At 60.4% G+C, this 24,856-nt stretch carries 20 protein-coding genes; 8 read left to right on the forward strand and 12 right to left on the reverse strand.

The genetic code is table 11. From position 1 onward, the window contains the following. On the forward strand, positions 1–402 hold a 402-nt coding region (locus JNB88_RS28345; protein WP_276572947.1), incomplete at its 5' end, for a UDP binding domain-containing protein. Between the two features lie 2 nt (positions 403–404). Beyond that, entirely contained in the window at positions 405–1,421 is a 1,017-nt protein-coding gene (locus JNB88_RS28350) for an NAD-dependent epimerase (RefSeq protein ID WP_220358367.1), read from the forward strand. Between the two features lie 6 nt (positions 1,422–1,427). Here JNB88_RS28350 and JNB88_RS28355 read toward each other — a convergent pair whose 3' ends face one another. From JNB88_RS28355 to JNB88_RS28380, 6 genes are all read right to left on the reverse strand, one after another. After that, positions 1,428–3,209 (reverse strand): putative bifunctional diguanylate cyclase/phosphodiesterase, encoded by a 1,782-nt coding sequence (locus JNB88_RS28355; protein WP_220358368.1) that lies wholly within the window; start codon positions 3,207–3,209, stop codon positions 1,428–1,430. A 181-nt stretch (positions 3,210–3,390) separates the two neighbouring features. Further along, positions 3,391–4,284: an NAD(P)-dependent oxidoreductase gene (locus JNB88_RS28360; RefSeq protein ID WP_220358369.1), complete on the reverse strand. Its 894-nt coding sequence runs from the start codon at positions 4,282–4,284 to the stop codon at positions 3,391–3,393. Then, on the reverse strand, positions 4,284–5,267 hold the full coding sequence (gene denD, locus JNB88_RS28365; RefSeq protein WP_220358370.1) for a D-erythronate dehydrogenase: 984 nt from the start codon (positions 5,265–5,267) through the stop codon (positions 4,284–4,286). Before denD ends, JNB88_RS28360 begins: the two co-directional genes overlap by 1 nt. A gap of 140 nt (positions 5,268–5,407) precedes the next feature. Next, positions 5,408–8,608 carry an efflux RND transporter permease subunit gene (locus tag JNB88_RS28370; protein ID WP_220358371.1) on the reverse strand — a complete coding sequence of 1,067 codons (3,201 nt, stop codon included), beginning with the start codon at positions 8,606–8,608 and terminating at the stop codon, positions 5,408–5,410. A gap of 123 nt (positions 8,609–8,731) precedes the next feature. Further along, positions 8,732–9,922, reverse strand: a complete 1,191-nt coding sequence (locus tag JNB88_RS28375; RefSeq protein WP_220358372.1) for an efflux RND transporter periplasmic adaptor subunit — start codon at positions 9,920–9,922, stop codon at positions 8,732–8,734. Positions 9,923–9,963: 41 nt separating this feature from the next. Next, positions 9,964–10,785, reverse strand: a complete 822-nt coding sequence (locus JNB88_RS28380) for an alpha/beta hydrolase fold domain-containing protein (protein ID WP_220358373.1) — start codon at positions 10,783–10,785, stop codon at positions 9,964–9,966. A gap of 167 nt (positions 10,786–10,952) precedes the next feature. On the opposite strand from JNB88_RS28380, the gene JNB88_RS28385 reads away from it, so the two are divergent. Further along, positions 10,953–11,864, forward strand: a complete 912-nt coding sequence (locus JNB88_RS28385; protein WP_220358374.1) for a LysR family transcriptional regulator — start codon at positions 10,953–10,955, stop codon at positions 11,862–11,864. A gap of 240 nt (positions 11,865–12,104) precedes the next feature. Here JNB88_RS28385 and JNB88_RS28390 read toward each other — a convergent pair whose 3' ends face one another. Next, positions 12,105–13,004 carry an SDR family oxidoreductase gene (locus JNB88_RS28390; protein ID WP_220358375.1) on the reverse strand — a complete coding sequence of 300 codons (900 nt, stop codon included), beginning with the start codon at positions 13,002–13,004 and terminating at the stop codon, positions 12,105–12,107. A gap of 65 nt (positions 13,005–13,069) precedes the next feature. Next, entirely contained in the window at positions 13,070–13,810 is a 741-nt protein-coding gene (locus JNB88_RS28395) for an SDR family oxidoreductase (RefSeq protein ID WP_220358376.1), read from the reverse strand. A 122-nt stretch (positions 13,811–13,932) separates the two neighbouring features. Between JNB88_RS28395 and JNB88_RS28400 the strand changes: the two genes are divergently transcribed. From JNB88_RS28400 to JNB88_RS28410, 3 genes are read left to right on the forward strand one after another with little or no spacing between them, the layout of a single operon-like run. Beyond that, positions 13,933–14,823, forward strand: coding sequence for a LysR family transcriptional regulator (locus JNB88_RS28400; protein WP_220358377.1), 891 nt, complete (start codon positions 13,933–13,935; stop codon positions 14,821–14,823). A 47-nt stretch (positions 14,824–14,870) separates the two neighbouring features. Further along, entirely contained in the window at positions 14,871–15,191 is a 321-nt protein-coding gene (locus JNB88_RS28405; protein ID WP_037136437.1) for a hypothetical protein, read from the forward strand. Positions 15,192–15,220: 29 nt separating this feature from the next. Continuing rightward, positions 15,221–15,811, forward strand: a complete 591-nt coding sequence (locus JNB88_RS28410; protein WP_220358378.1) for a DNA-3-methyladenine glycosylase — start codon at positions 15,221–15,223, stop codon at positions 15,809–15,811. Positions 15,812–15,814: 3 nt separating this feature from the next. On the opposite strand, the gene JNB88_RS28415 is transcribed toward JNB88_RS28410, so the two are convergent. The 3 genes from JNB88_RS28415 to JNB88_RS28425 are packed head-to-tail and all read right to left on the reverse strand — an operon-like array spanning position 15,815 to position 19,032. Continuing rightward, complete coding sequence (locus JNB88_RS28415; RefSeq protein ID WP_220358379.1) at positions 15,815–17,356, reverse strand: DHA2 family efflux MFS transporter permease subunit; 1,542 nt, start codon at positions 17,354–17,356, stop codon at positions 15,815–15,817. Further along, positions 17,349–18,575, reverse strand: a complete 1,227-nt coding sequence (locus tag JNB88_RS28420) for an HlyD family secretion protein (protein ID WP_220358380.1) — start codon at positions 18,573–18,575, stop codon at positions 17,349–17,351. The genes JNB88_RS28415 and JNB88_RS28420 overlap by 8 nt, the downstream gene beginning before the upstream one ends. Further along, complete coding sequence (locus tag JNB88_RS28425; RefSeq protein ID WP_220358381.1) at positions 18,568–19,032, reverse strand: MarR family winged helix-turn-helix transcriptional regulator; 465 nt, start codon at positions 19,030–19,032, stop codon at positions 18,568–18,570. The genes JNB88_RS28420 and JNB88_RS28425 overlap by 8 nt, the downstream gene beginning before the upstream one ends. Positions 19,033–19,447: 415 nt before the next feature. Here JNB88_RS28425 and JNB88_RS28430 point away from each other — a divergent pair, with 415 nt between their 5' ends. Continuing rightward, on the forward strand, positions 19,448–20,623 hold the full coding sequence (locus tag JNB88_RS28430; RefSeq protein WP_220358382.1) for an efflux RND transporter periplasmic adaptor subunit: 1,176 nt from the start codon (positions 19,448–19,450) through the stop codon (positions 20,621–20,623). Next, positions 20,620–23,814, forward strand: a complete 3,195-nt coding sequence (locus JNB88_RS28435; protein WP_220358383.1) for an efflux RND transporter permease subunit — start codon at positions 20,620–20,622, stop codon at positions 23,812–23,814. The genes JNB88_RS28430 and JNB88_RS28435 overlap by 4 nt, the downstream gene beginning before the upstream one ends. On the opposite strand, the gene JNB88_RS28440 is transcribed toward JNB88_RS28435, so the two are convergent. Further along, complete coding sequence (locus JNB88_RS28440; protein ID WP_220358384.1) at positions 23,809–24,816, reverse strand: acyltransferase family protein; 1,008 nt, start codon at positions 24,814–24,816, stop codon at positions 23,809–23,811. The genes JNB88_RS28435 and JNB88_RS28440 overlap by 6 nt on opposite strands. Positions 24,817–24,856 lie beyond the last annotated feature (40 nt).

A 24,856-nucleotide genomic window follows, 5' to 3' on the forward strand; every position in this document is an offset into this window, starting at 1 on the left:
GCCTGCGATGGCAATGTTCGCGGCAAGAAGATCGCGGTCCTCGGCCTGACCTTCAAGCCGAACACCGACGACATGCGTGATGCGCCGTCGATTACCATCATCCAGGCCCTGCTGGACGGTGGCGCCATTGTTCACGCCTATGATCCCGAAGGCATGGAAATGGCCAAGGAAGTCCTTGGCCCGATCGCCTACGGCACCGACCCCTATGAGATCGCCGAAAGCGCCGACGCGATCGTCATCGTCACTGAATGGGACGAGTTCCGTGCGCTTGATTTCAAGCGCCTGAAATCGCTGGTGAAGACCCCAACTGTCGTCGACCTCAGGAACATCTACCCTGTCGCTGAGGTGACCAAATACGGGTTCAACCACTTCGCGGTCGGAAAGAAGAACGAGAAGAAATAGAGATGCGTTACTTCATCACCGGCACCGCTGGCTTTATCGGCTTTCATCTTGCGCGCCGCCTGCTGCAGGAAGGTCATGAAGTCATCGGCTTTGATGGAATGACGCATTACTACAACATCAAGCTCAAGCACATGCGCAACGCGGCGCTGGCACAGTTTCCGTCCTTCCGCGCGGTAACGGCCATGCTGGAAGACCGCAAGGCGCTGGAAGAGGCTGTCGCAAGTGCAAAGCCCGACGTCATGGTTCACCTCGCGGCGCAGGCCGGCGTTCGCTACAGCCTTGAGAACCCGCGCGCATACCTGACCTCCAACCTGGAAGGCTCCTGGAACATCCTGGAGATTGCCAAGGACGCCGGCGTCGGCCATCTGATGTTGGCATCCACCTCTTCGATCTATGGCGCCAACCCGTCCGTTCCGTTCCGGGAGGCCGATCGGACCGATGAGCCGCTTACCTTCTATGCTGCCACCAAGAAATCGATGGAGTTGATGGCGCACAGCTATGCGCATCTCTACAAGGTCCCGACGACAGCTTTCCGGTTCTTCACCGTCTACGGTCCGTGGGGCCGCCCCGACATGGCGCTCTTCAAATTCGTGAAGAGCATGCTGGAAGGTCAGCCGATCGAGATTTACGGCGAAGGCAAGATGAGCCGCGACTTCACCTATATCGATGATCTGGTGGAGGCGATCATCCGCCTTTCTCGCGTTGTTCCATCGGAAGCCAATCGCGTGGACGACGAAGCGGTCGAAACGCTTTCGCATCAGGCGCCGTTCCGCGTTGTCAACATCGGCGGCGGCCAGCCCGAAAACCTGATGACATTCGTGGAGACCGTCGAAAAGGCTCTCGGCCAGCCGGCAAAGCGGATGATGCTGCCAATGCAGAAGGGCGACGTACCGCGAACCTATGCCAGTCCCGACCTGCTGATGGCGCTGACAGGCTACAAGCCGGACACGAGCCTTGATGTCGGCGTGAAAGCGTTCGTCGACTGGTACCTTGAAGCGCGCCTAGAACTTGAGCCGTAAGCGCAGCTAGCGACCAAGTTTGGCGGTCTGCGTCGCCTTCATCGACGCGAAAATCCCGTCAATCTCCGCAGCCGGCACCGGTTGCCCCAAGGCGAATCCTTGCAGTGTATGGCAGCCAAGCTTGGCCAGCGTGACGGCGTGGTTTTCCGTCTCGACGCCTTCCGCGATCACGTCGACACCGAGAGCCCTGGCAATCTCGACGATCGACTTGACGACGCGACGCTGTTCGGATGACGTGTCCACCTCGCTCACCAGTTGACGATCGATCTTCAGTCGTGCCGGGCGTAGCCGCACGAGACCAATGAGCGACGCATGGCCCGAGCCGAAGTCATCGATTTCGATCTCGATACCCATCTGCTTGATGCCCTCGACCGTCTGCAGCAGCTCGTCGTCGTAGTCATCCAGAAAAATCGTCTCCACCAATTCGAAAACCAGGGCGCCCTCGGGGATTTCAAGCGTCCGCAGATCATCGATCAATTGCGGATCATAGAGACGCTGTCCCGAGATGTTGACCGAGACTCTTGGCAACGTCGTGCCGTGCTGCTCCCAGGTCACCCGGTCCGCGAGCACTCGCCGCAGGATCGAAGCGTCGATCTCGGAGGACAGGCCGAACTCGTCCGCAATCTTCAGGAATATTCCAGGCGACAGAGTGCCGCGCTCGCTATGATGCCAGCGCGCCAGCGCCTCGATTCCGACGATATCACGCGTGTGGGCATCAAGCTGCAGCTGGTAAAATGGAATGATATCGCCTTGCTCCAGCGCGAGCTTCAGCTCTTCGGCAAGGCGTCGCTTGCCCATCAGGTCGTCCTTGAGTTGCTGCGAGAAAAATTCGATGCGGTCGCGTCCTGCTGTTTTTGCCTGGTAGAGCGCGATATCGGACTCGGCGAGCAAGTTGGAACCGGAACGATCCGCCGACCAGGAAATGCCGATCGAAACGCCTGATTGCAGCATTTCGTGACCGAAGCGGATCTTCTTCTTCAATCGCCTCCGCACGTCACGCGCCAGGCGGTTCAGTTCCGTCAGCCCACCGAAATTGACAAGCAGGATGACAAACTCGTCGCCGCCGATGCGCGCTGCCATAGCCGCGTTCGGAATGGCTGCCTCGATCCGCAAGGCCGCGGCGCGCAGCACGGTGTCACCAGCCGCATGACCGTGACTGTCGTTGATCTGCTTGAATTCGTCCAGATCGAGATGCAGGACAGCGAGAGTGGAGACGGATGCATCCTCTGCCAGCTCGGCGAGCCGCTTGTCGAAAAGTCGGCGGTTGGGAAGGCCGGTCAGATAATCGTGTTCTGCTGCGTATTCGATGCGCGCGCTGCTCTCTTCCAAAGCCAAGGCGCGCGCCTCCGCGACCGCACGCTGCCTGGCCGCCTCGTTCGCGAGAAGTACATCCGTGGTAACATCCCACTCGGCACCGATGAAGGAGGGAGCGCCTTCCTCGTTCACATAGAAATGAGCGCGTGATCGGATGTGCCGTATCTCTCCGTTCGGCCAAACAATCCGAAATTCCGAGTTGTATTGCCCCCGCTTCGCGGCAGCATCGTCAAACTCCTTCTCGGCGCGCTCCCGATCGTCTGGGTGAATGGCGTTCGTCCAGATGGCTGTCGCGACGGGCCCGCTTCCTCTGCCGGTCTGGTAGAGCCGATGCATCTGGACATCCCAGGAGATCTCGTTCCGATCGAGATTGTGCTCCCACACGCCGATCTGTGACGCGTCGAGGGCAAGCTCAAGGCGCCGCAGAATGTCCTGGAACTCTCGTTCGGACCGTGTGGGACTGCTCGATGCCAACGCCGTCCAAGCCTCATGCCGCTTAAAGTAACAGTATGGAGTCGGGCCTTCAGTAGAAAGCCATTATGCTTGCAGAACCAACCTTTTGGCGAGAGATTAATTAGAACACACTAAAAATCTATCAACAATTGCAGGCCGAATGCACCCGCAATCTTGGCAGAACCTCTGTGCACTAGGCAATTCAGCCTTTCGAGGAACGGCCGTTCTTTTCCTCGAGTTGCAACAGCAGACCACTGTGGTCAGTCTCGCCACCACCTTGATCGACAAACTCTGCAAACTCAGCGCGGACTGCCTCCGTGAGGGGCAAAGTCAAGGCGAGACTTCGTGCCGTTGCAACGATGTTGTTCAGATCTTTAAGCTGCAATTTCGAAGGGCCGGCGGTGCCGAAATCGCGGTCGACCATCCGCTGCCCATGCACGTCCAGAATGCGGCTTTCCGCAAAGCCGCCGCGGATCGCACGGCGAAACGCGTCTTGCGATCCGCCTCCCGCCTCGACAAGCAACATCGCTTCGGCAACGGCACCGATCGTGATCGCAACAATCTGTTGATTTCCAAGCTTTGCGAGCTGGCCGCAACCGCTCGGCCCGACATGCGTGACGCGGCCAAGCGGTGCAAAGACGTCTGCCAGCTCGTCAATCACCGCGGCATCCCCACCCGCCATGATCGCAAGTGTGCCGGCCGTCGCTCCAACCACGCCGCCTGAGACAGGCGCATCGAGATGGGCAATGCCGCGTTCCGCGAGCTTCGTGGCATGTTCCCGCGCCGCATCCGGCGAAATCGAGCTGGAATCAATCACTACCGCGCCAGCAGCGAGTGCCTCTGCCACGCCTTGCCTGAACAGCACGTCCTCCACCGCGTTTCCATCGGTCAGCATCGTGAACACGACTGATGCCCCGGCGACCGCAGCGGCAGGCGTATCGGCGACAGTCGCGCCATCCTGAGCAAGATCCTGCGCCTTCTCGCGATTGCGATTCCAGACCGTGACGGCGAAGCCCGAGTTCAGCAGCCTGCGCGCCATTGGCGCGCCCATCAGCCCCGTGCCCAGAAACGCAATGCTTCGCGGTTTGCCTACCATTACAACCGTCCTCCCATTTCATCCTCGATGTGCACGCGAATAATGTCGTCGAACGAAGCATCGGCGGCGAAACCCAGCTTCCTTGCACGCTCGGCCTCGAAGGCCCGCGGCCAGCCGGACACGATCTTCATAACCAGCTCGTCCGGTTCGCGTCGGATCAGGCTTACGGCCTGCTCCCCCGCGATCTTGCGCAGCGCCTCAATCTGCTCTCCGACAGTGGCGCTCACGCCGGGCATCGTCAGACTGCGCCGTGCGCCGAGTGGCTGTAGGTCGATGCTGGCGGCATGGATCAGGAAGCCGACGGCCGACCGAGGGGACGCATGCCAATGACGGACGGTATCCGGGACAGGAAGGATTGCCTGTTGTCCCGCCAATGGCTCGCGCACGATGCCCGAGAAGAAACCGGAGGCGGCCTTGTTCGGCTTGCCGGGACGGACGCAGATCGTCGGCAATCGGATCCCAATGCCGTCAATGAAGCCGCGGCGCGTGTAATCCGCCAACAGCAACTCGCTCATCGCCTTCTGGGTGCCGTAGCTGGTCAGCGGAGTCAGATTGAAATCGTCAGGGATCACCTCGGGGAATGGCGCTCCGAAGACCGCGATGGACGAGGTGAAAACGACGCAGGGCCTATAGCCATCCTGAAGATGTGCGGCACGGATCGCCTCAAGAAGCGCACGCGTGCCTTCGAGATTGATGCCGTAGCCTTTTTCGAAATCCAGTTCCGCCTCACCGGACACGATCGCGGCGAGATGAAACACCACATCCGGCCGCGAGGCGACAATTCGCGCGGCTTGCCCGGGAGCGGACACGTCCACCGCACTCGTTTCGACACGTCCGCCAAATCCTTCCGGGGCCGCGGGCGTTACGACGTCAACAAGAGAGAGCCGATTGATGGGCTGGCTCCCCAGCTGGCCGTCGGCGACAAGGCGCGCAGTCAACTTGCGCCCGATCATTCCCGCTGCGCCGATAATCGCAATATGCATTGGCCGCCTCCACCAGTCCTTGCAGTGTGCGACTCCCCTCGCCCTGCATGTTCTTCGAGACATAGCCGCATGATCGGCTCATGAAAACAGGAAAGGCGGAGCAATGCTCCGCCTTTCCACGTCTCGCCGCTGAGTGGGGGTTATTCGGCGGCGAGTCGGATGATCTCGGCTTCCTCCGCGTCGTGCTCGTGTTCCTTGTGCTGAACCAGCGGACGGTTGCCCGAAAGTTTGCGAACCAGCACGTAGAAGACGGGCGTCATGAAGATGCCGAAGAAGGTGACGCCGATCATGCCGGAGAACACCGCCACACCCATGGCTGCGCGCATCTCGGCACCGGCACCCGTCGAGAGAACCAGCGGCACGACACCCATGATGAAGGCCATCGACGTCATCAGGATCGGGCGCAGACGCAGGCGGCTGGCTTCGATGGCAGCCTGGACGGGCGTTCTACCTTCGAACTCCAGCTCGCGCGCGAATTCCACGATCAGGATCGCGTTCTTCGCCGAGAGGCCGACAAGGACGACCAGACCGATCTGCGTGAAGATGTTGTTATCTCCACCGGTCAGCCAGACGCCTGTTAGCGCCGCCAGCACGCCCATCGGCACGATCATGATGATCGCGATCGGCAGCGCGAGGCTCTCATACTGGGCTGCGAGCACGAGGAACACGAGCAGCAGCGCCAGCGGGAAGACGATCACGCCCGAGTTGCCGGCCAGGATCTGCTGATAGGTCAGATCCGTCCATTCGAAGCTGATGCCCTTTGGCAAGGTCTCATCGGCGATCTTCTCGATCGCTGCCTGAGCCTGGCCGGAGGAGAAGCCCGGAGCAGGACCGCCGTTGATATCGGCGGAGAGGAAACCGTTATAACGGTTGGTCCGCTCCGGCCCGGTTGTCGCGTTCACCTTCAGGAGCGCAGACAGCGGGATCATCTGGCCCGATGCCGAACGAACCTTCAGCTTGCCGATATCCTCGGGCTGCGCCCGGAACTTGGCATCGGCCTGGACGCGCACGCTGTAGGTGCGGCCGAAGGCGTTGAAGTCGTTGACATAGAGCGAACCGAGATAGATCTGCAGCGTCTCGAACACATCGGTTACCGGGACGCCAAGCTGTTCCGCCTTCTCACGGTCGAGATCGGCATAGAGCTGCGGAACGTTGATCTGGTAGGCGGAGAAGATGCCCGTCAGTTCAGGCGTCTGGTAGGCCTTGGCGATCATCGCCTTGTTGGCCTCGTCGAGCACCTGATAGCCAAGACCGGCGCGGTCTTCGAGCTGCATCTTGAAACCACCCGTCGTGCCGAGACCGTTGACCGGCGGCGGCGGGAACATCGCGATGAAGGCATCCTGAATCGCCCCGAACTTCTGGTTCAGGGACATAGCGATCGCACCGCCCGAAAGCGCCGGCGACTTGCGTTCCTCGAAATCCTTCAGCGTCACGAAGACGATACCGGCGTTCGAGGAGTTGGTGAAGCCGTTGATCGACAGGCCCGGGAAGGCGATCGCATGGGCAACGCCAGGCTCGGCCATGGCAATGTCGCTCATCCGCTTGATGACGTCTTCCGTACGGTCAAGGCTGGCGGCGTCCGGCAGCTGGGCAAAGCCGATCAGATACTGCTTGTCCTGCGCCGGCACGAAGCCGCCCGGCACCGCATTGAAGAGGCCGTAGGTAGCGCCTGCCAGTACCAGATACACCAGCATGACGATGCTCTTGCGCGACACGAGGCCACCGACGCCCTTGCCATAGCCCCTGGAGGCAGCACCGAACGCCCTGTTGAAGCCACGGAAGAACCAGCCGAAGGCGGCATCCATGGCACGCGTCAGCCAGTCACGTTTGGCGTGATGATCCTGCAGCAGCATAGCAGCAAGAGCCGGAGACAACGTCAGCGAGTTGAAGGCCGAAATGACGGTCGAGATCGCGATCGTCAGCGCGAACTGGCGATAGAACTGTCCTGACAGACCGGTGATGAAGGCGAGCGGCACGAAAACCGCGACGAGCACCAGCGCGATCGCGATGATCGGGCCGGACACTTCCTTCATTGCCTTGTAGGTCGCAGCCCGCGGGCTGAGGCCATTCTCGATGTTTCGTTCGACGTTTTCGACGACGACGATCGCGTCGTCGACGACGATACCGATCGCCAGCACGAGGCCGAACAGGCTGAGCGCGTTGATCGAGAAGCCAAAGACATACATCACCGCAAATGTGCCGATAATCGAGACCGGAACGGCAATCAGCGGGATGATCGAGGCACGCCATGTCTGCAGGAACAGGATAACGACGATGACGACGAGCGCGATGGCTTCGAGCAGCGTATCGACGACCTTCTCGATCGACGAGCGAACGAACTTCGTCGTGTCGTAGACGATCTCGTAGCTGACGCCGTCAGGCATGGCGGTCTTCAGCTCTTCCATCGTCTTCTGGACTTCGTCCGAGATGGTGATGGCGTTGGAACCAGGAGACTGGAAGACCGGGATAGCGACCGCCGGCTTGCCGTCGAGGATCGAGCGCAGCGAATAATCGGCAGCGCCGAGCTCGATACGGGCGACATCGCGCAGACGCGTGATTTCGCCGTTCGATCCTGTTTTGACGATAATGTTGCCGAACTGCTCAGGCGTCTGCAGACGACCCTGCGCATTGACGTTCAGCTGCAGGTCGACGCCCGACAGGCTGGGCGAAGCGCCGATGGTGCCGGCTGCGGCCTGCACGTTCTGGCCGCGGATCGCATTGGTGACATCGCTTGCGGCAAGGCCATGCTCGGCCGCCTTCTGCGGGTCGATCCAGACGCGCATGGAATAGTCGCCCGAACCGAAGACCTGTACCTGGCCGACACCATCGATGCGCGCCAACCGGTCCTTGATGTTGAGGACGCCGTAGTTGCGCAGATAGGTGATGTCATAGCGGTTGTCAGGCGAGATCAGGTTCACGACCATCATCAGGTCGGGAGAGCTCTTGACCGTCGTGATGCCGATGGTCTTCACCTCTTCCGGCAGACGCGGTTCGGCCTGCGACACGCGGTTCTGAACCAGCTGCTGCGCCTTGTCAGGGTCCGTGCCTAGCTTGAAGGTGACGGTCAGCGTCATGACGCCGTCCGAGGTCGCCTGGCTGGACATGTAGAGCATGCCCTCGACACCGTTGATCTGCTCTTCGAGCGGCGTGGCGACCGTCTGCGCAATGACCTCGGGGTTTGCGCCCGGATAGGTGGCGCGCACGACGATCGATGGCGGAACGACCTCGGGATATTCGGAAATCGGCAGCGCACGCAGGCCCAGCAGACCGGCGACCACGATGAGGACCGACAGGACTCCGGCAAACACCGGACGGTCGACAAAAAATCTGGAGAAATTCATTTCAAAGCCCTCTCCGGGATGAAATCTGGATGCAACGACCCTCTCCGGCGGTTGGGAAGCCGCCGGTGGATCACGTCATTTCGGAATTAACGCGGAGCGCCGAGACGCTCCGGATGCTTCGACTTACTGAGCCGTCGCGACTTTCTCTTCCGCCTGCGGTGCAACCACTGCGCCGGGACGGATACGTTGCAGGCCATTGACGACGATCTTCTCGCCGACGGTCAGGCCGCTTTCGACAATTCGCTGACCTTCCGCTGCCGCACCAAGCTGGACCGGTCGGTAGCTGACCTTGTTTTCGGCATCGACGACGAACACGAACTTCTTGTCCTGGTCGGTGCCGATTGCACGGTCGCTGATCAGGATCTTGTTCTCGGCCTTCGGCTCGCCCATACGGACACGAACGAACTGGCCGGGGATGAGCTTGCCGCCGGGATTGTCAAAGATGGCGCGAACACCGATCGTGCCGCTTGCCGCATCGACCTGGTTGTCGATCAGTTGCAGCTTGCCTTTGATGGGGGTGCCCTCGTCCGCAAGCGTGCCGACTTCAACCGGGATTTCTTCGACAGCGGGTACGGCGCCGTCGGTGGCCGGAAGCTCGGCCAGGGCCTTGGTCACCATCTCTTCACTGACGTTGAAGCTTGCGTAGATCGGATCGACTGACACGAGCGTTGTCAGGGCGGGCGATGCACTGCCCTCGGCAACAAGATTACCGACAGTAATCTCGATCTTGCCGACGCGACCGGCAACCGGCGCGCGAACCTCGGTGTAGCCAAGTTCGAGCTGGGCGGAGCGAAGAGCCGCCTGGGCGGTGCGGAGACCAGCCTGCGCTTCGGTGAACGCATTCTGGCGCTGGTCAAGGTCGCTTTGCGAAATCGTCTTGTTATCGGAAAGCCTGCGGCCGCGTTCCAGCTCGATCTGAGCAAGATTGACCTTCGCCTCGGCCGACGCAACTTGTCCTTCGGCCTGAGAAACCGCCGCCTGATAGGGCTCGGGATCGATCGTGAAGAGCAAGTCGCCCGCCTTCACCAATGCACCTTCGCGGAAGTGCACGGATTGGACGGCGCCGGCCACACGTGAACGGATCTGCACCCGGTCAACTGCCTCGAGCCGACCGGAAAACTCCTGCCATGTCGTTACGTCACGGCTGGCAACGACAGCAACCGTCACCGGCACAGCGGGAGCCTGCGCAGGCGTGGAAGCAGCCGTGGCGGTCGTGCTCATCGGCAGTTCGAAAAAGATGGCTGCGGCCGAAACGGACGCAGCAAGTCCTAAACCGGCGCCCACGAGGGCCCAGCGCTTCTTACTGGACGTCATTGTTACTCTCCTTGCGGCCCTGTCTCAGTGGCCGGATTCAATCAGTTCGTCTTCAATGCAATAGGTCGGCTGCCAATATCCCGGACAAAGCTCTCGAATTGGTCCGTGATCGTCTGTTCCCAATTCGGCGCTTGTTCGCATTTCCCGCCATAAAGGGTTGGCCAGCCTGCCCCGGCGGGGAGGACATTCCGGCGAACTGCAACACCGGCCTGCTTCAGGCGATCGGCATAACCGAGTGTCTCGTCACGAAGGGGATCATCCTCCGCCGTCAGAACAAGCGCTGGTGCGACCCCCGAAATACGGGAGCACAGACACGGCGCCGCATAAGGATGGCAGCCGCCTCCGCTGAGATAGTGACTCCAGCCCTCGGCCCATCGCTGACGCATGCCGATGCCATCCGCCTTGCGGATCGACGACGTGCCCATGAAAGGATCAAGCAGCGGCGAAATCAGAATCTGGCCATCGAGCGCATCTGCGTAATGGTCGCGTGCCTTGAAAGCGACGCCAGCAGCAATATTGCCGCCCGCCTCTTCGCCGGCCACGATCAGCAGAGAATTGCGATCGCCAATACCCGAGGCGCGCTTGTTCGCAAGATAGGAAAAAACGGAGTAACCGACTTCCAGCGGCTTCGGAAAGATATTGCCAAGCGGGGCATTGTAATCAGGCACGGCGACAATCGCGCCAGCCTTCGCCAGGCTTTCGGCAACCACGCTGTCCTTGACGCCCGACTGAAGAAATGCGCCGCCGTGGAAAAACAGTACGATGGGCGAACCCTTGCCGAACTCGGCACCCTGATAGACGCGCGCGGAAACGGGGCCGGTGGCCACCTTCTCCAACACTATGTCTTTCACCTGCACCGCCATAGTTCCGGCCCGCGTTTGACCCACATATCGTATTGCGAGCCGAGATGGCTTGCAATTTGTGAAGAAAAGATATTGTTATTCCATTGTCGGAATAAGAAGCCATAGAGCGATTACACTGTTCCGAATTTCGAACAATACCGCAGTGCAACCTGCTTAGGTGATTTCCGATGGACCAGCTCTCGGCAATGCGCGCTTTCATCCGCGTCGTGGAGACGGGCAATTTCACACGGGCCGCCGACACGCTCGCCATGCCCAAGGCGACGGTGACCAATCTCATTCAGGGGCTTGAAGCGCATCTGCACACCAAGCTCCTCAACCGCACCACACGCCGCGTCATGGTGACGACCGACGGCGCGCTCTATTACGAACGAGCGGCACAGATCGTGTCCGAACTCGAGGAACTGGACGGCAGTCTTACGAACTCGCAAGGCCTGCCGACGGGACGCCTGCGCGTCGAAATGGCGGGTGCCTTTGCCGACTGGATCGTCGTGCCGGCGCTTTGTGATTTCTACCAGAAATATCCAGAAATCCGCGTCGATCTCGGTGTCGGGGACAGGAACGTGGATTACCTCGCAGAAAACGTCGATTGTGCGCTTCGGGGCGGCACGCCCGCCGACCAATCGCTGATCGCAAGACGTGTTTCGGAAGTCGAAATGCTCACCTGCGCGGCGCCACTCTATATCGAGAAATTCGGCATTCCAACGCGCCCGGAAGAGCTTGAAAACGACCATTATTCAGTGAGTTACTTCCGCGCACAGACCAACCGGACGTACCCCTTCGAGTTCCGCAAGGACAATGAAAATCTGGAGATCAATCCGCGTTATCTGCTCTCGGTCAACGACAGCCGAACCTTCGTCAATGCAGCATTGAATGGGCTGGGCATCGCCCAGTTGCCGCGCTTCATGATCCGCGACGCCTTGGCAAAGGGCGAGCTCGTGGAAATCCTGCCGGAATGGAGCCGCGAACCCTTGCCGCTCTACATCGTCTATCCGCCGAACAGGCACCTCAGCAACAAGGTCCGCGTCTTCGTCGACTGGCTGGTAAAGCTGCTCTCGGATGCGAAGCTGAATGATCCTTGACGCAGTTGCGGCCCGGAAGGAGTTCCTTCGACGGGCCGCAATTGCGTGTCATCGAATTCCTTTCAGACCCTGCCGCGTCACCAGGGAAATGGCTCGGCCGGTATCTGAGGTTGGCGCCCGGAGTTGGAGGTCGTCCAGTCGCCTTTACATAAACCATATAAGCCTGCTTCTTGCCATTTGTTAAGTGCTGATTCGTGCACAGCGGGTTCGCAAAAACGAAACAATGGCAAGTATCACGGTTTAGTGAACAGCCGGCTTGAGGAGATCCTCGAGACCGATCCGCCGGAACATTTCGGCGCGAACTCGGTCGGCAACGCCATTGACGATCTCAGCACCATCCTCTGACGGATCGACATGAGTACGGAACGGACGTGTACCGAACGGCATGGCGATGACCGCAGCGATCGCCGTTGCGACAGAGCCTGCATCGGCATCCGCTGGTTCGAGGGCGGCCAGCCCCTGCAGCGCCTGTTCCGGTACACCCTTGTACGGCCCGTCGTTGTATTCAATGGCACGTGCAACATCCGCAGGCGAACCGGAGTGCGCGAAGTGATTGGTTCCCTTTGTGAAAGCGCCCGGCACAATGATGGCGGTTTCGATGCCCCAGCGGGCAAGTTCCGACGCGTAGGAGACGGCAACCGAGTCCATCGCGGCCTTGGCTGCGAAATAAGGAGCGAGATAGGGAGGCGTGCCGCCACGCGTGCTGGAAGAGGACACCCAGACGACAAGCCCGCTGCCCCGCTTGCGCATGTGGGGAAGTACGGCCCGGTTCACCCGCTGGGTCGACAGGACGTTGATGTCGAACAGCTCCGCATATTGCTCCGGCGTGAATGCCTCAGCAGGGCCAAACGACATATGGCCAGCGTTGTGGATGATAACGTCAAGCCGACCTGCCTCCGCGATGACCTTGGCAATCCCGGCTTCGACCGATGCATCTGAAACAACGTCGAGTTCGACTGAACGCAAATCGACATCGTTCTCCCGAGAGAAAGCCGCAATCTCCGCGACGGCTTTCGCGTTGCGCCCCACTGTGTCGCGGATGCCGGCGTAGACGACATGCCCTTCTCTTGCGAGCGTACGGGCAGTGAGTGCGCCGAAGCCACTGGATGCTCCGGTAATGACGATGACTTGCTTATCCATTGTCCTGTTCCTTCGTGAGTTCAAAGGTGATTGTTGGTTGCTGCGGTTCGAGATCGCCGCAAAGCTCAGACTATGCCGCCGTTGGCGCGCAGAACCTGGCCATTGATCCAGGCGCCGTCCGGGCCGGCAAGGAAGGAGACCGAAGCGGCGATGTCGGCCGGCGTCCCCAAACGCTCCAGCGGATTCATTTTGGCCATGCGGGCGATCAATTCGTCCGATTTGCCATCGAGGAAGAGGTCGGTTGCCGTGGGTCCGGGAGCCACGGCGTTGACCGTGATGTTACGCCCCCGCATTTCCTTCGACATGATCGCCGTCAGTGTTTCGACGGCAGCCTTGGTCGCGGCGTAGACGCCGTAGTTCTCAAGCTTCAAACCCACCACGCTTGTCGAGAAGTTGATTACGCGACCGCCGCTGCGCAGGCGCTTTGCCGCTTCCCGCAGGGTGTTGAACGTGCCCTTCAGGTTCACGCTGACCTGACGATCGAAATTGGCGTCATCAGCCTCGGCAATCGACGAGAGCTGCATGATGCCGGCATTGTTGACCAGAACATCGATGCCGCCGAATGCGGCCTCCGCTGCATCGAACATCCGACGGACTGCCTCGGGGTTGCTGACATCGGCTTGTGCGGTCAGCGCCTTGCCGCCAGCGCGCTCGATCTTCTGCACGAGCTCCTCGGCGAGCGCCGCGTTTCCGGAGTAGTTGATGACGACCGTGAAACCGTCCCTGGCCAGCCGTTCGGCAATTGCGGCGCCGATACCTCTCGACGCGCCTGTGACCAGTGCGACCTTGTTTTCTTTGCTGCTCATTGACTTTCTCCTTCTTTCGTTGTGCCTCAGCGCGTTTCCGATGGGGAGAAGATGCTGCTTTTCATCTTGCGGATAATCAGCCATTATTCGGCATCACTATCCGAATAATACGAACAGATACGATGGACAGGTTCGATGCCATGCGGGTGTTCTCCCGCGTCGTGGAGCGCCGCAGCTTTACACTCGCCGCCGAAGACACGGGTCTGCCGCGCTCCACGGTGACCGATGCCATCAAACAGCTGGAGGCGCGCCTCGGCGTGCGCCTCCTTCAAAGGACCACGCGCCATGTCAGCCCCACGCTCGACGGCGAAGCCTATTACCAGCGCTGTCTTTCCATCCTCGCGGATATCGAGGATGCCGAGGGCGCGTTCGCCGGCGCCAAGCCGAAGGGCATGCTACGCGTCGATGTGCATGGCACGCTCGCCCGGCACTTCGTTCTGCCGAGCCTTCCGCATTTCCTCGAGACGTATCCGGACATCGAATTCTACATGAGCGAGGGCGACCGGTTGGTCGATCTCGTTCGCGAAGGGATCGATTGCGTGCTGCGTGTCGGCACGCCCCAGGATAGCGACATGTTAGCACGGCGCGTCGCCATGTTGGAGGAAGTTACCCTTGCAGCTCCCTCCTATATCGAGAAACACGGCCTCCCCGAGCATCCAGACCGGCTGGATGGCCACCGCATGGTCGGCTTCCGTTCGACTGCGACCGGCGGGATTCTACCACTGGAATTTCTGGTCGGCGGCAACATCCGCAACCTCACCCTGCCCGCAACAGTAAGCGTCAACGGCGCGGAAAGCTTCATGTCGGCCGCCCGGCTCGGCCTCGGCCTGATACAGGTGCCGCGATACCATGCGGAACGGGATTTGGCCGACGGCACGCTCGTTCACGTTCTCCCTGATTTCCCGCTGACGGAAACGCCGGTCTCCCTGCTCTATCCGCGAAACCGGCAACTTTCGCCCCGTGTTCGCGTTTTCATCGATTGGCTGGTGAAGGTCTTCGCTCGACAATCCTGACGAAAAGCGTTTCACTTGGAGCAACTGGCAGAACCGGGAGACTTTCCATGGCCATCACAGACGTCATCGTGCACCCGAAGGAAGGCTGTTTCGTCGTCATTTTCACGGATCAGTCCGGCAACAGTATATCGGTCACTCTCTTTGCCGCAGCCTCTCCCGGGCTGACGAGCGACAATGCGATTACCCGCGCAAGGGCCCTGCTCGCAACCACGTTGCAGAGTTCACAGGCCGACAGTGCGCGCGGCAAGGATGCCGCGCTTCTCGAAGAAGAACTCGAAGAGGGTCTTGAGGACACCTTTCCGGCAAGCGACCCCGTATCGGTCACAGGTTCCTCCATCCCTGCGCATGACCCGAAGGCCGGCCACTAGTTTCTGACAGAAGCGGAAACCTCAAACAGATGACACATGCCATCGGTGCGATCGGCGCCGCTCCCCTCGTTGGCCCTGATCTCACTCAATTTTTCGAGCGTGATGCGATTGCCGTTGCCCGGGATTTGCTTGGCTGCCATCTGCGCGTCGGCGATGTCGGCGGCCGCATAACCGAGACGGAAGCCTACTACCCAGATGACGAAGCCTCGCACAGCTTCCGAGGCCCCACGCAACGCAATGGCGCGATGTTCGGCCAGCCAGGCAATGTCTATGTTTACCGCATCTACGGCATGCATTGGTGCCTGAACTTCGTCTGCACGCCCGGCTCCGCTGTGCTGATCCGAGCACTCGAGCCGGAAGCAGGCATCGCGGCCATGACCGGGCGCCGCAACAACCATGCACTGACGCAGCTCTGCAGCGGGCCAGGCAAGCTCTGCCAGGCCCTCGGCATCGATTTCACTTTGAATGACAGGTTGCTCGACCGTCCCCCCTTCTCGATCGCGCCATCCTCACCCGTCGAAATCATTGCCGGCAAACGGATCGGCATAACAAAAAATGCCGAAGCACCTTGGCGTTTCGGCATTTCAGGGTCTCGTTATCTCAGCAAGCCGTTTCGCTGAGCGTCACTCCATGACGGCGCTGTGATCCATCGCCGGAGCAACCTTAGGCTTGCGCAGCAGCAGCGCCAGCGGAATGACCGCAAGCGACATCAGCATCAGCAGCTTGAAATCGTCGATATAGGCGATGATGGTCGATTGCAGGGTGATCACCTCGTTGAGCGCTGCACGGCCGGCCCCGGTCAACGGGCTCATGCCCTGCGCGGCCGTCGCTTCGAACGCTCGGTTGAACGGCGTCACATAGGCGGCGATATTCTCGTGATTGACCTGCGCATTCTCCACCAGCAGCGCTGAAACGATCGAGATGCCGACGCTCGAGCCGATGTTGCGTGACAGGTTGTAGAGGCCGGTGCCGTCGCCGCGCATGTGCGCGGGCAGCGTCGAGAAGGCGATCGTCGTCAGCGGCACGAACAGGAAGCCAAGGCCGGCGCCTTGAATGAAGCCGACGGACACGATTGTCCACTGCGAAACTTCAGGCGTCCAGCCGGTCATGTCGTACATCGCCCAGGCTGTCAGGCCGAGACCCAGCACCAGAAGCAGACGCGTATCGACCTTGCCGATCAGCTTGCCGACGATGAACATGCAGAGCATCGTACCAAGCCCGCGCGGCCCCATGACGATACCAGCAGTGATGACAGGGTAGCCCATCAGCGTCTGCAGGTAGGGCGTCATCAGGGCCAGGGAAGCGAGATAGGTGATGCCGATCACGAAGATGAAGAGCATGCTCACCGAGAAGTTCCGATCGAGGAACAGCCGCGGGTTCACGAATGACTTTTCCGCTGTCAGCGTATGCACGATCAGCAGGTAAAAGGCAGCGGCGCAGACGATCGCCTCGATCATGATCTCACCCGATGCGAACCAGTTGAGCTGTTCGCCGCGATCGAGGAAGAGCTGCAACGACGCGATGCCGAGACTCATCATCCCGAACCCGAACCAGTCGAGCTTTGCCAAGGCATCCAGTTTCGTCTCGGTGACGTAGATCACGATCCCAGCAAACGCCAACGCGCCGATCGGGACGTTGATGTAGAACACCCAGCGCCAGCTGATGTTGTCGGTCAGCCAGCCTCCGATGACAGGTCCCAGGACCGGCCCGACCATGACCGAGACGCCGAATAAGGCCATGGCCGAGCCGCGCTCCTCGACACTATAAATGTCGAGAAGGATGCCCTGAGAGAGGGGAACCAGAGATGCACCGAACAGGCCCTGCAACAGGCGGAAGGCGACGATCTGGTTCAGCGATTGTGCAAGACCGCAAAGAACGGAAGCAAACACGAAGCCCGCGATGGCCGCCAGAAGCACACGCTTGCGCCCGAACTTGGCGGCGAGGAAACCCGACGGCGGCGTCATGATAGCCGCCGCCACGATGTAGGAGGTCAGAACCCAGTTGATCTGGTCGGCGCTCGCCGAGACGCTGCCCTGGATATAGGGCAGCGCGACGTTGGCGATCGTCGTGTCCAGCGCCTGCATGATGACTGCCAGGATGACGCAGGCCGTGATCGCGCCGCGGTTGGCAACCGGGGTGGCCGGCGATGATGCAGCGTTACTCATGGTCCTTGCCGCCTGAGCGGCCCAAAAGCTTGGAAACGAAATCCGGAAGGCCACGGGCGCGACCTGTATCGACGTCGACGACGGTGCTCATGCCGACGCGAAGCGGTGGCTTGCCCGCCGCATCATCGATGCTGACGCGCATCGGGATGCGCTGCACGACCTTGACCCAGTTGCCCGTCGTGTTCTGCGCCGGAAGCAGCGAGAAGCTGGAGCCCGAGGCAGGGCTGATGCTCTCGACCGTGCCCTTCCACTCGACGCCCGGATAGGTATCGACGTAGATGGACACCGGTTGGCCGGGCTTTACATAGGTCAGCTCGGTTTCTTTCGGGCTCGCCGCGATCCAGAGATTGTTGTTGGAAACCAGTGAGAAAGCCTGCGTGGAGGCCTGCAGGTAGGAGCCTGGCTGCAACGAGTTGACGTTCGTTACGATACCGTCGAACGGCGCCTTGACGACACTGTGGTCGAGTTCACGCTGCGCATCATCCACCTTTGCCTTGGCTTCAAGATAAAGCGGGTTCTGGTCCACCGGCTGGTCGGCATTGCCGCCCAGCTGCGCCAATGTTGCAGCCGCCTCGGCCTTGGCAACCGCGACCTTCTGGTGGCCGGCGTCGAGATTGTGCTTGGCCTGATCAAAGGCGGTGCGCGTCGCAGCCGAGCTGTTCAAGAGATTTTGCTGTCGATCGAACTCGGTCTGATAGTAGGGAATGTCGGCTTCCGCCTGCGTGATCTCTGCAAGAGACTGCTGATAGCTGGCCTGCATATTCAGGATCTGGTTGCGCACTGCCCCAAGCTGCGCCTCCGCGCCTTCAAGCGCGATCCTGAAGGCATCCTGCTGCAGGCTGAAGAGTACCTGCCCCTTCTTTACCGCCTCGTTTTCGCGCACATTGATCTGGCCGACGATGCCGGAAACGTCGGTCGTCAGCCCTACCATGTCAGCCTGGATATAGGCATTGTCGGTCGACATGATCTGGCCGCCGTTGACGTAGTAGTACCCACCGACGACGAGGGCGACGGGCAGCAACGCAAACAGAACGGGCCGCGTGAGGCTGCGCCGGCGGCGGGCTTGTATACCGCCAGGCGCAGCCACCGCGGTAGCGGGCGCTGAATTGGATGAAGGCGCCTCAGCTACCGTTCCCTCGCGAGGGGAAGCTTCGTTTTCTTCAACAGGGTTCTTGGCGTTTGCGTCTGCAACGACGCGCAGGGAGGACTTGTCAGCCATGTTTTGTCTCATTTTCGGCTACCGGGGTTCGGCAGGCCTGCACCAGGTTCGTCTTCATTGCGGATAGGATCTCGAACAGCTCTTCGCGCTGCTCTGAAGGAACGCCGTCGAACGCTTCGCTGCGTGTCAGTTCACCGAGCACGCGCATCTCGGCGAGCAGCGGATGGGCTTCATCGCGGACATAGAGAAGCCAGATGCGGCGATCGGTCGGATGCTGGCGGCGCTCGATGAGCCCACGATCAGCGAGCTTGTCGAGTATGCGGACAAGCGTGATCGGCTCTATCTCCAGAATCTCGGCAAGCCCGCCCTGATGAATACCTTCATTGTTGTGCAGATAAGCGAGGGTCTGCCACTGCGAGCGCGTCAGCCCGTGGCAGCGCGCACGCTGCTCGAACCGCTTGCGAAGCAGCCGTGCAACGTCATGCAACAGGAAGCCGAGGGTTGAATTGCCGTTCATGGGACCAGCGCCGTATTAATAAGTACGCTTATAATGCGCTTAGATATATTGAGCGTGCACAGATAACAATAGAGCCCAGTTCAGATTCCGCACCTGCGACCAAAATGCCGCACCACGATACGCGCAGGGATTTTGTGAGGCCTCTAATTTGCAACCGGTTGGCATTTGCAATTTCGATCGACAGCCGTTTAAAGTAGAAATCCGGAGGGTTATCGGGAACACGGTGATGTTAGGTCGGTCACTTTTCCGCGATAGCAAATACGGTGCACGGCCCACTGCCGTGATGGTAAATTTGCAATAGCTTAGGTGAACGAGGATCAGCGCCCTTGTTCAGAAACATCAAAGACATGAATCGCATCACATCAGCATAAGCGACGGCAGCGCTTGCGGCCGTCCGGACAAGGAAACCGCCGCCATGCCTTCCTCCCTTCGACGTCTGCTGACCATCGGCTCCATCGCTTTCCTGCCATTCACGTCCGCAACGGCCCAGGAGGCAGCCTCTCCTCCTCCGGTTTCGGTCGCCAAGCCTGTTGTCCGCGATGTTATCGACAACGATGAATTCATCGGCCGTTTCGAGCCGGTCGATCAGGTATCCGTGCGCTCGCGTATCGGGGGCTACCTGCAGGAGGTGCACTTCACCGACGGCGCACTGGTCAAACAGGGCGACCTGCTTTTCGTGATCGACCAAAGACCATTCGTCACTGCCTTGAACGAGGCGAACGCTGCACTCGAGGTGGCCAAATCCACGCTCGTCTATGCCGAGGCACAGTTCAAGCGGGCCGAGAGCCTGGCGACAAGCGGCAGCCAGTCCATATCGATCCTTGACGACCGCCGGCGCGAATGGGTTTCGGCGCAGGCAAACGTTCGCGGTGCGCAGGCGACCGCCGATCGCGCGGCACTCGATCTGGAATACACCAAGATCACCGCCCCGATCAGCGGGCGCATCGACCGCAGGCTCATCTCCGTCGGCAATCTCGTACAGGCAGACCAGTCTGTGCTGACGACGATCGTTTCGGTCGATCCGATCGATTTCTATTTTGATGTGGACGAACGCCGATTACTCAACTTTGCGCAGACGGCCCGCGAGCGCGGGGTGGATCTACAGGAGGGCGGTGGCGGCGTTGAAGTCCAGGTAAGGATTACGGATTCCAACGAAAAACCCTTCAAGGGCAAGCTCGATTTCGCCGAAAACCGCATCGACAGCGAAACCGGCACCAAGCGCATACGCGCTCGCTTCGACAATCCGAACTACGTGCTCCAGCCGGGTCTCTTCGGTCGCGTGTCCGTTGAAGCGTCGAATGTCTACAAGGCGATCCTCGTGCCTGACGAGGCAATCGGCTCGGACCAGAGCCAGCGTGTCGTCTATGTGGTCGGCGAAGACGGAACAGTCACCGCAAAGCCTGTCCGCCCAGGCCCGCGCCTGTATGGCTACCGCGTCATCCGTGAAGGCATGGACGGCAACGAAACGATCGTCATCAACGGCCTGATGCGGGCCCGCCCGGGCAGCAAGGTCACGCCTGAGATGGTCGAGTTGCCTCAAAGCCGCGAAGAGATCGCGCCCGAGGCCGCGGGGCTGGAGCTTGGCCGATGAGATTTGCGCACTTCTTCGTCGATCGGCCGATCTTCGCGTCCGTGCTCTCTATCGTGCTGCTCATCGTCGGCGGCATCGCCTATTTCCAGTTGCCCGTCGCGCAGTACCCGGAAATTGCGCCGCCGACCATCGTTATCCGCACCTCCTACCCAGGCGCCGACGCCGAGACGATCTCCAGCACGGTGGCAACACCGATCGAGCAGGAGGTCAACGGCGTCGAGGACATGCTTTATATGTCCTCCTATTCGACCGCCGACGGATCGATGGCGCTGACGGTGACCTTCAAGCTCGGCACCGATCTCGACAAGGCGCAGGTCCTCGTCCAGAACCGCGTCGCCATTGCAGAGCCGCGCCTCCCCGAAGAGGTGCGACGCATCGGCATCACCACGGCAAAGAGTTCTCCCGACCTGATGATGGTCGTGCATCTACTGTCGCCGAATTCGCGTTATGACCAGCTCTACGTATCCAACTACGCGCGCACGCGCATTCGCGACACCCTTGTCCGTCTCGACGGCGTGGGTGACGTCATCCTTTTCGGCGAGCGCGAATACTCACTGCGTATCTGGCTCGATCCACAGAAGCTATCAGCCTACAGCATGACATCCAGCGACGTCGTCGAGGCGTTGCGCGAGCAGAACGTGCAGGTTTCCGGCGGCTCGATCGGCGGACCGCCGGCGGCCGGCACCAATGCCTTCCAGTACACGGTCACGACCCAGGGACGCTTTTCCGACGCCCGCCAGTTCCGCTACGTCATCGTCAAGGCGACAGCCGACGGCCGCCTCGTCCAGTTGCAGGATATCGCGAGGATCGAGCTCGGCGCCAAGGACTATGTGACGAACAGTTATCTCAACGGCAAACCCGCTGTCGCGCTCGGCATCTTTGCTCGCCCCGGCACCAATGCGCTCGCGGCCGCAGCGTCGATCAAGAAGACGATGGAAACGGTATCGCAGGATTTCCCGCAGGGTCTTACCTACGACATCGTCTACAATCCGACGGAGTTCATTTCGGAATCCATCTACGAAGTTTACAAGACAATCGCTGAGGCAGCCCTCCTCGTTGCAATCGTCGTACTCGTCTTTCTGCAGTCGTGGCGAACCGCGATCATTCCCATCGTCGCGATCCCGGTCTCGCTCATCGGGACCTTCGCCTTCTTGCTCGCCTTCGGCTTCTCGCTCAACATGCTGACATTGTTCGGCCTCGTGCTGGCCATCGGCATCGTCGTCGACGACGCCATCGTCGTCGTCGAGAATGTCGAGCGAAATCTCGCCAAGGGCATGACGCCGCGCGAAGCCGCGCATGTGACGATGGACGAAGTCGGAACCGCCGTCATCGCCATTTCGCTGGTGCTCATCGCCGTCTTCGTGCCGACAGCCTTCATCCCCGGCATTTCAGGCCAGTTCTACCGCCAGTTCGCGGTAACGATCTCCGTCGCTACGGCGATCTCGGCATTGAACTCATTGACTCTCTCACCGGCCCTCGCTGCATTGGTTCTGAAGCCGCACGAAGAACACGAGAAACGCAAAAACCCCATCGCACGTTTCGGTAGCGCCCTTGCCAACGGTTTCAACAAGGGCTTCGACAAGCTCAGTGCCGGCTATTCCTGGATTGTGCGGCACAGCGTTCAAACGACCGTCGCACGCCTCCTCGCCCTGCTCATCTTCGGCGGATTGCTCGGTGCGACCTACTACATGAGCAGGATCGTGCCGGGTGGCTTCGTCCCGGTCATGGATCAGGGCTATGCTATCGTCGTGGTGCAACTGCCCGATGGTGCAGCCATTTCCCGCACCAATGCGGTGATCGAGCGAGCCTCGGAAATCATCCGCAGCACACCCGGCGTCAAGAATGCAGTGGCTTTCTCCGGTTTCAGCGGCGCGACGTTTACGAATGCGTCGAACGCCGGGGTGGTCTTCGCCGCCTTCGACACCTTCGAGAACCGATTGGAGCACGGTCAGACTGCGACCAAAATCATTGGGCAGCTCTACGGAAGTTTGCAGGCGATCCAGGAAGCCTTCATCATCGCCATTCCGCCACCCCCGATCTCGGGGATCGGCAATGCCGGCGGCTTCAAGATGCAGCTTATGGACCGCGAGAGCGCGGATATGCGTCGCGTCCTCGGCGCCGCCTACCAGTTGATGGGTATGGCCAACCAGACACCCGGGCTGACGGGCGTCTTTACAACCTTCTCGGCCAACAGCCCGCAATACTTCCTCGAAATCGACCGCGACAAGGCGCGTGTCCTCAACGTACCGATTCCCAATATATTCGAAACGCTATCGATCAACCTCGGCACGTCCTACGTCAACGACTTCAATGCCTTTGGGCGCGTGTACCAGGTCCGGGCACAGGCCGATCAGCAGTATCGTGTCGAGCGCGACGACATCCTCGCGCTCAAGGTGAGGTCCGCGACGGGTGCACTTGTCCCGCTTGGCACACTGGTCGACATCCGCGATACCAGCGGCCCCTCGCTCGTCCAGCATTACAATATGTATGTGTCCGTGCCGGTGCAGGGCAATGCTGCTCCCGGTGTTTCGACGGGCACCGCCCTGGATAAGATGGAGGGGCTTGCGAAGCAGATATTGCCAGCGGGGACGACGTTCGAGTGGACGGAGATCGCCTTCCAGGAACGGAACACCGGCAATACGGCAATCTACATCTTCGCCTTGTCTGTTGTCTTCGTGTTCCTGGCATTGTCTGCGCAGTATGAAAGCTGGGTCCTGCCCCTTGCCATCATCCTGATCGTTCCCCTTGCGATCCTCGCGGCGTTGCTCGGCGTTCACCTGCGAGGAATGGACAACAACATCCTCACGCAGATCGGGCTGATCGTGCTGATCGGCCTTGCGGCCAAGAACGCGATCTTGATCGTGGAGTTCGCGCGACAAGCTCAAGACGAGGGAAAATCGGCGGTCGAGGCCGCCATCGAGGCGAGCCACCTTCGCCTGCGGCCTATCCTCATGACCGCCTTCGCGTTCATCTTCGGCGTCGTGCCCCTGATGATCGCCACCGGCCCCGGCGCCGAAATGCGTCAATCGCTCGGAACGGCCGTTTTCTCAGGGATGCTCGGCGTAACGATCTTCGGCCTGTTCCTGACGCCCGTTTTCTACGTCGTGCTGCGCGCGCGCCGGAAGAAACCAGCGGCGCAGGCCGAGACCGCGCCGCCCTCCGAGGAGGCTGCCGCCGAGACCTCGTCATGAAGGACGCCGCTCGACCGCGTTCTGTTTGAGGAGATCTGATGAAAGGATCTTCCGGAGCGGCTTCTCGACAATCTCGTAGGCTGCCGCTCCAAGGATCGTGCCTCCGGCAACGGCGATAGCGATCGTCGGCGTTGCCGACAGCCCGACTACACCGGCGGCCTTGACGATGACGGAGATCGCCAGCGTGTGCCAGAGATAAATCGAATAGGATGCATCGCCGAGATAGGTGAGAAGCGGCACGCGGCCGAGGCTGCCATCCGTCTCAAGAGAGACCATACCGTAGACCAAAGCCATCGCGAGTGGCCCGCAGATCATTTCATCGAAGTTCGCTCCGATCAGAAAGATCGTGGCAAAACCGGAGAGCGATGCCCCGACGCAAGCAAGACCCAGGCTGGTGCCAGCTATCCAGCGTCTGATCCACAATTCCGCCAGGAACACGCCTCCGAGGAACTCCAGAATGATTGGCCGGGTATAGGTTTTGAGCAGCGGCGATGCCGGCTCGAAGAGAAGGCCGATCAGGAAAAACCCACCGAAAACGACCGTCAGATACACGAGTCGCCACCGGCGCGGCAGGAACAAGGCCCCGGCGAACAACACGTAGAAGAACATCTCGAAATTCAGCGTCCAACCTTGGACGAGGACAGGCCAGATATCCCCGGTGCTCGGCGACTGAGCGGGAATGAAGAACAGCGACGCAAGGACATGGGCGCCGCTCAGCTTCAGGTTCGGGAACAACCCAACCAGCGCGCCGGCAATCATCACGCCCGTCACCAGCCAATAGGACGGCGCGATGCGGCGGATGCGATCAAGCAGGAAACCCTGCGGCGTCATCAGCCGCCGATCACTGATGACCCACATGATGAAGCCGCTGATGACAAAGAACACGTCGACGCCAGCGGCCCCGATAGCGAAATGCTCACCGCTCTTTTCCGCCGCGTGGAAGACCACGACAGCAAGTGCCGCAAAGGCGCGCAGATATTGGATGCCGTAAAGTGTCTTCATCCGGATTCCTCGGAAGATCGGTCTCAGACCGGTCGAAAAT

Origin of the sequence: Rhizobium cauense, from assembly GCF_019511525.1 — a bacterium.
Taxonomy (GTDB): domain Bacteria; phylum Pseudomonadota; class Alphaproteobacteria; order Rhizobiales; family Rhizobiaceae; genus Rhizobium; species Rhizobium cauense.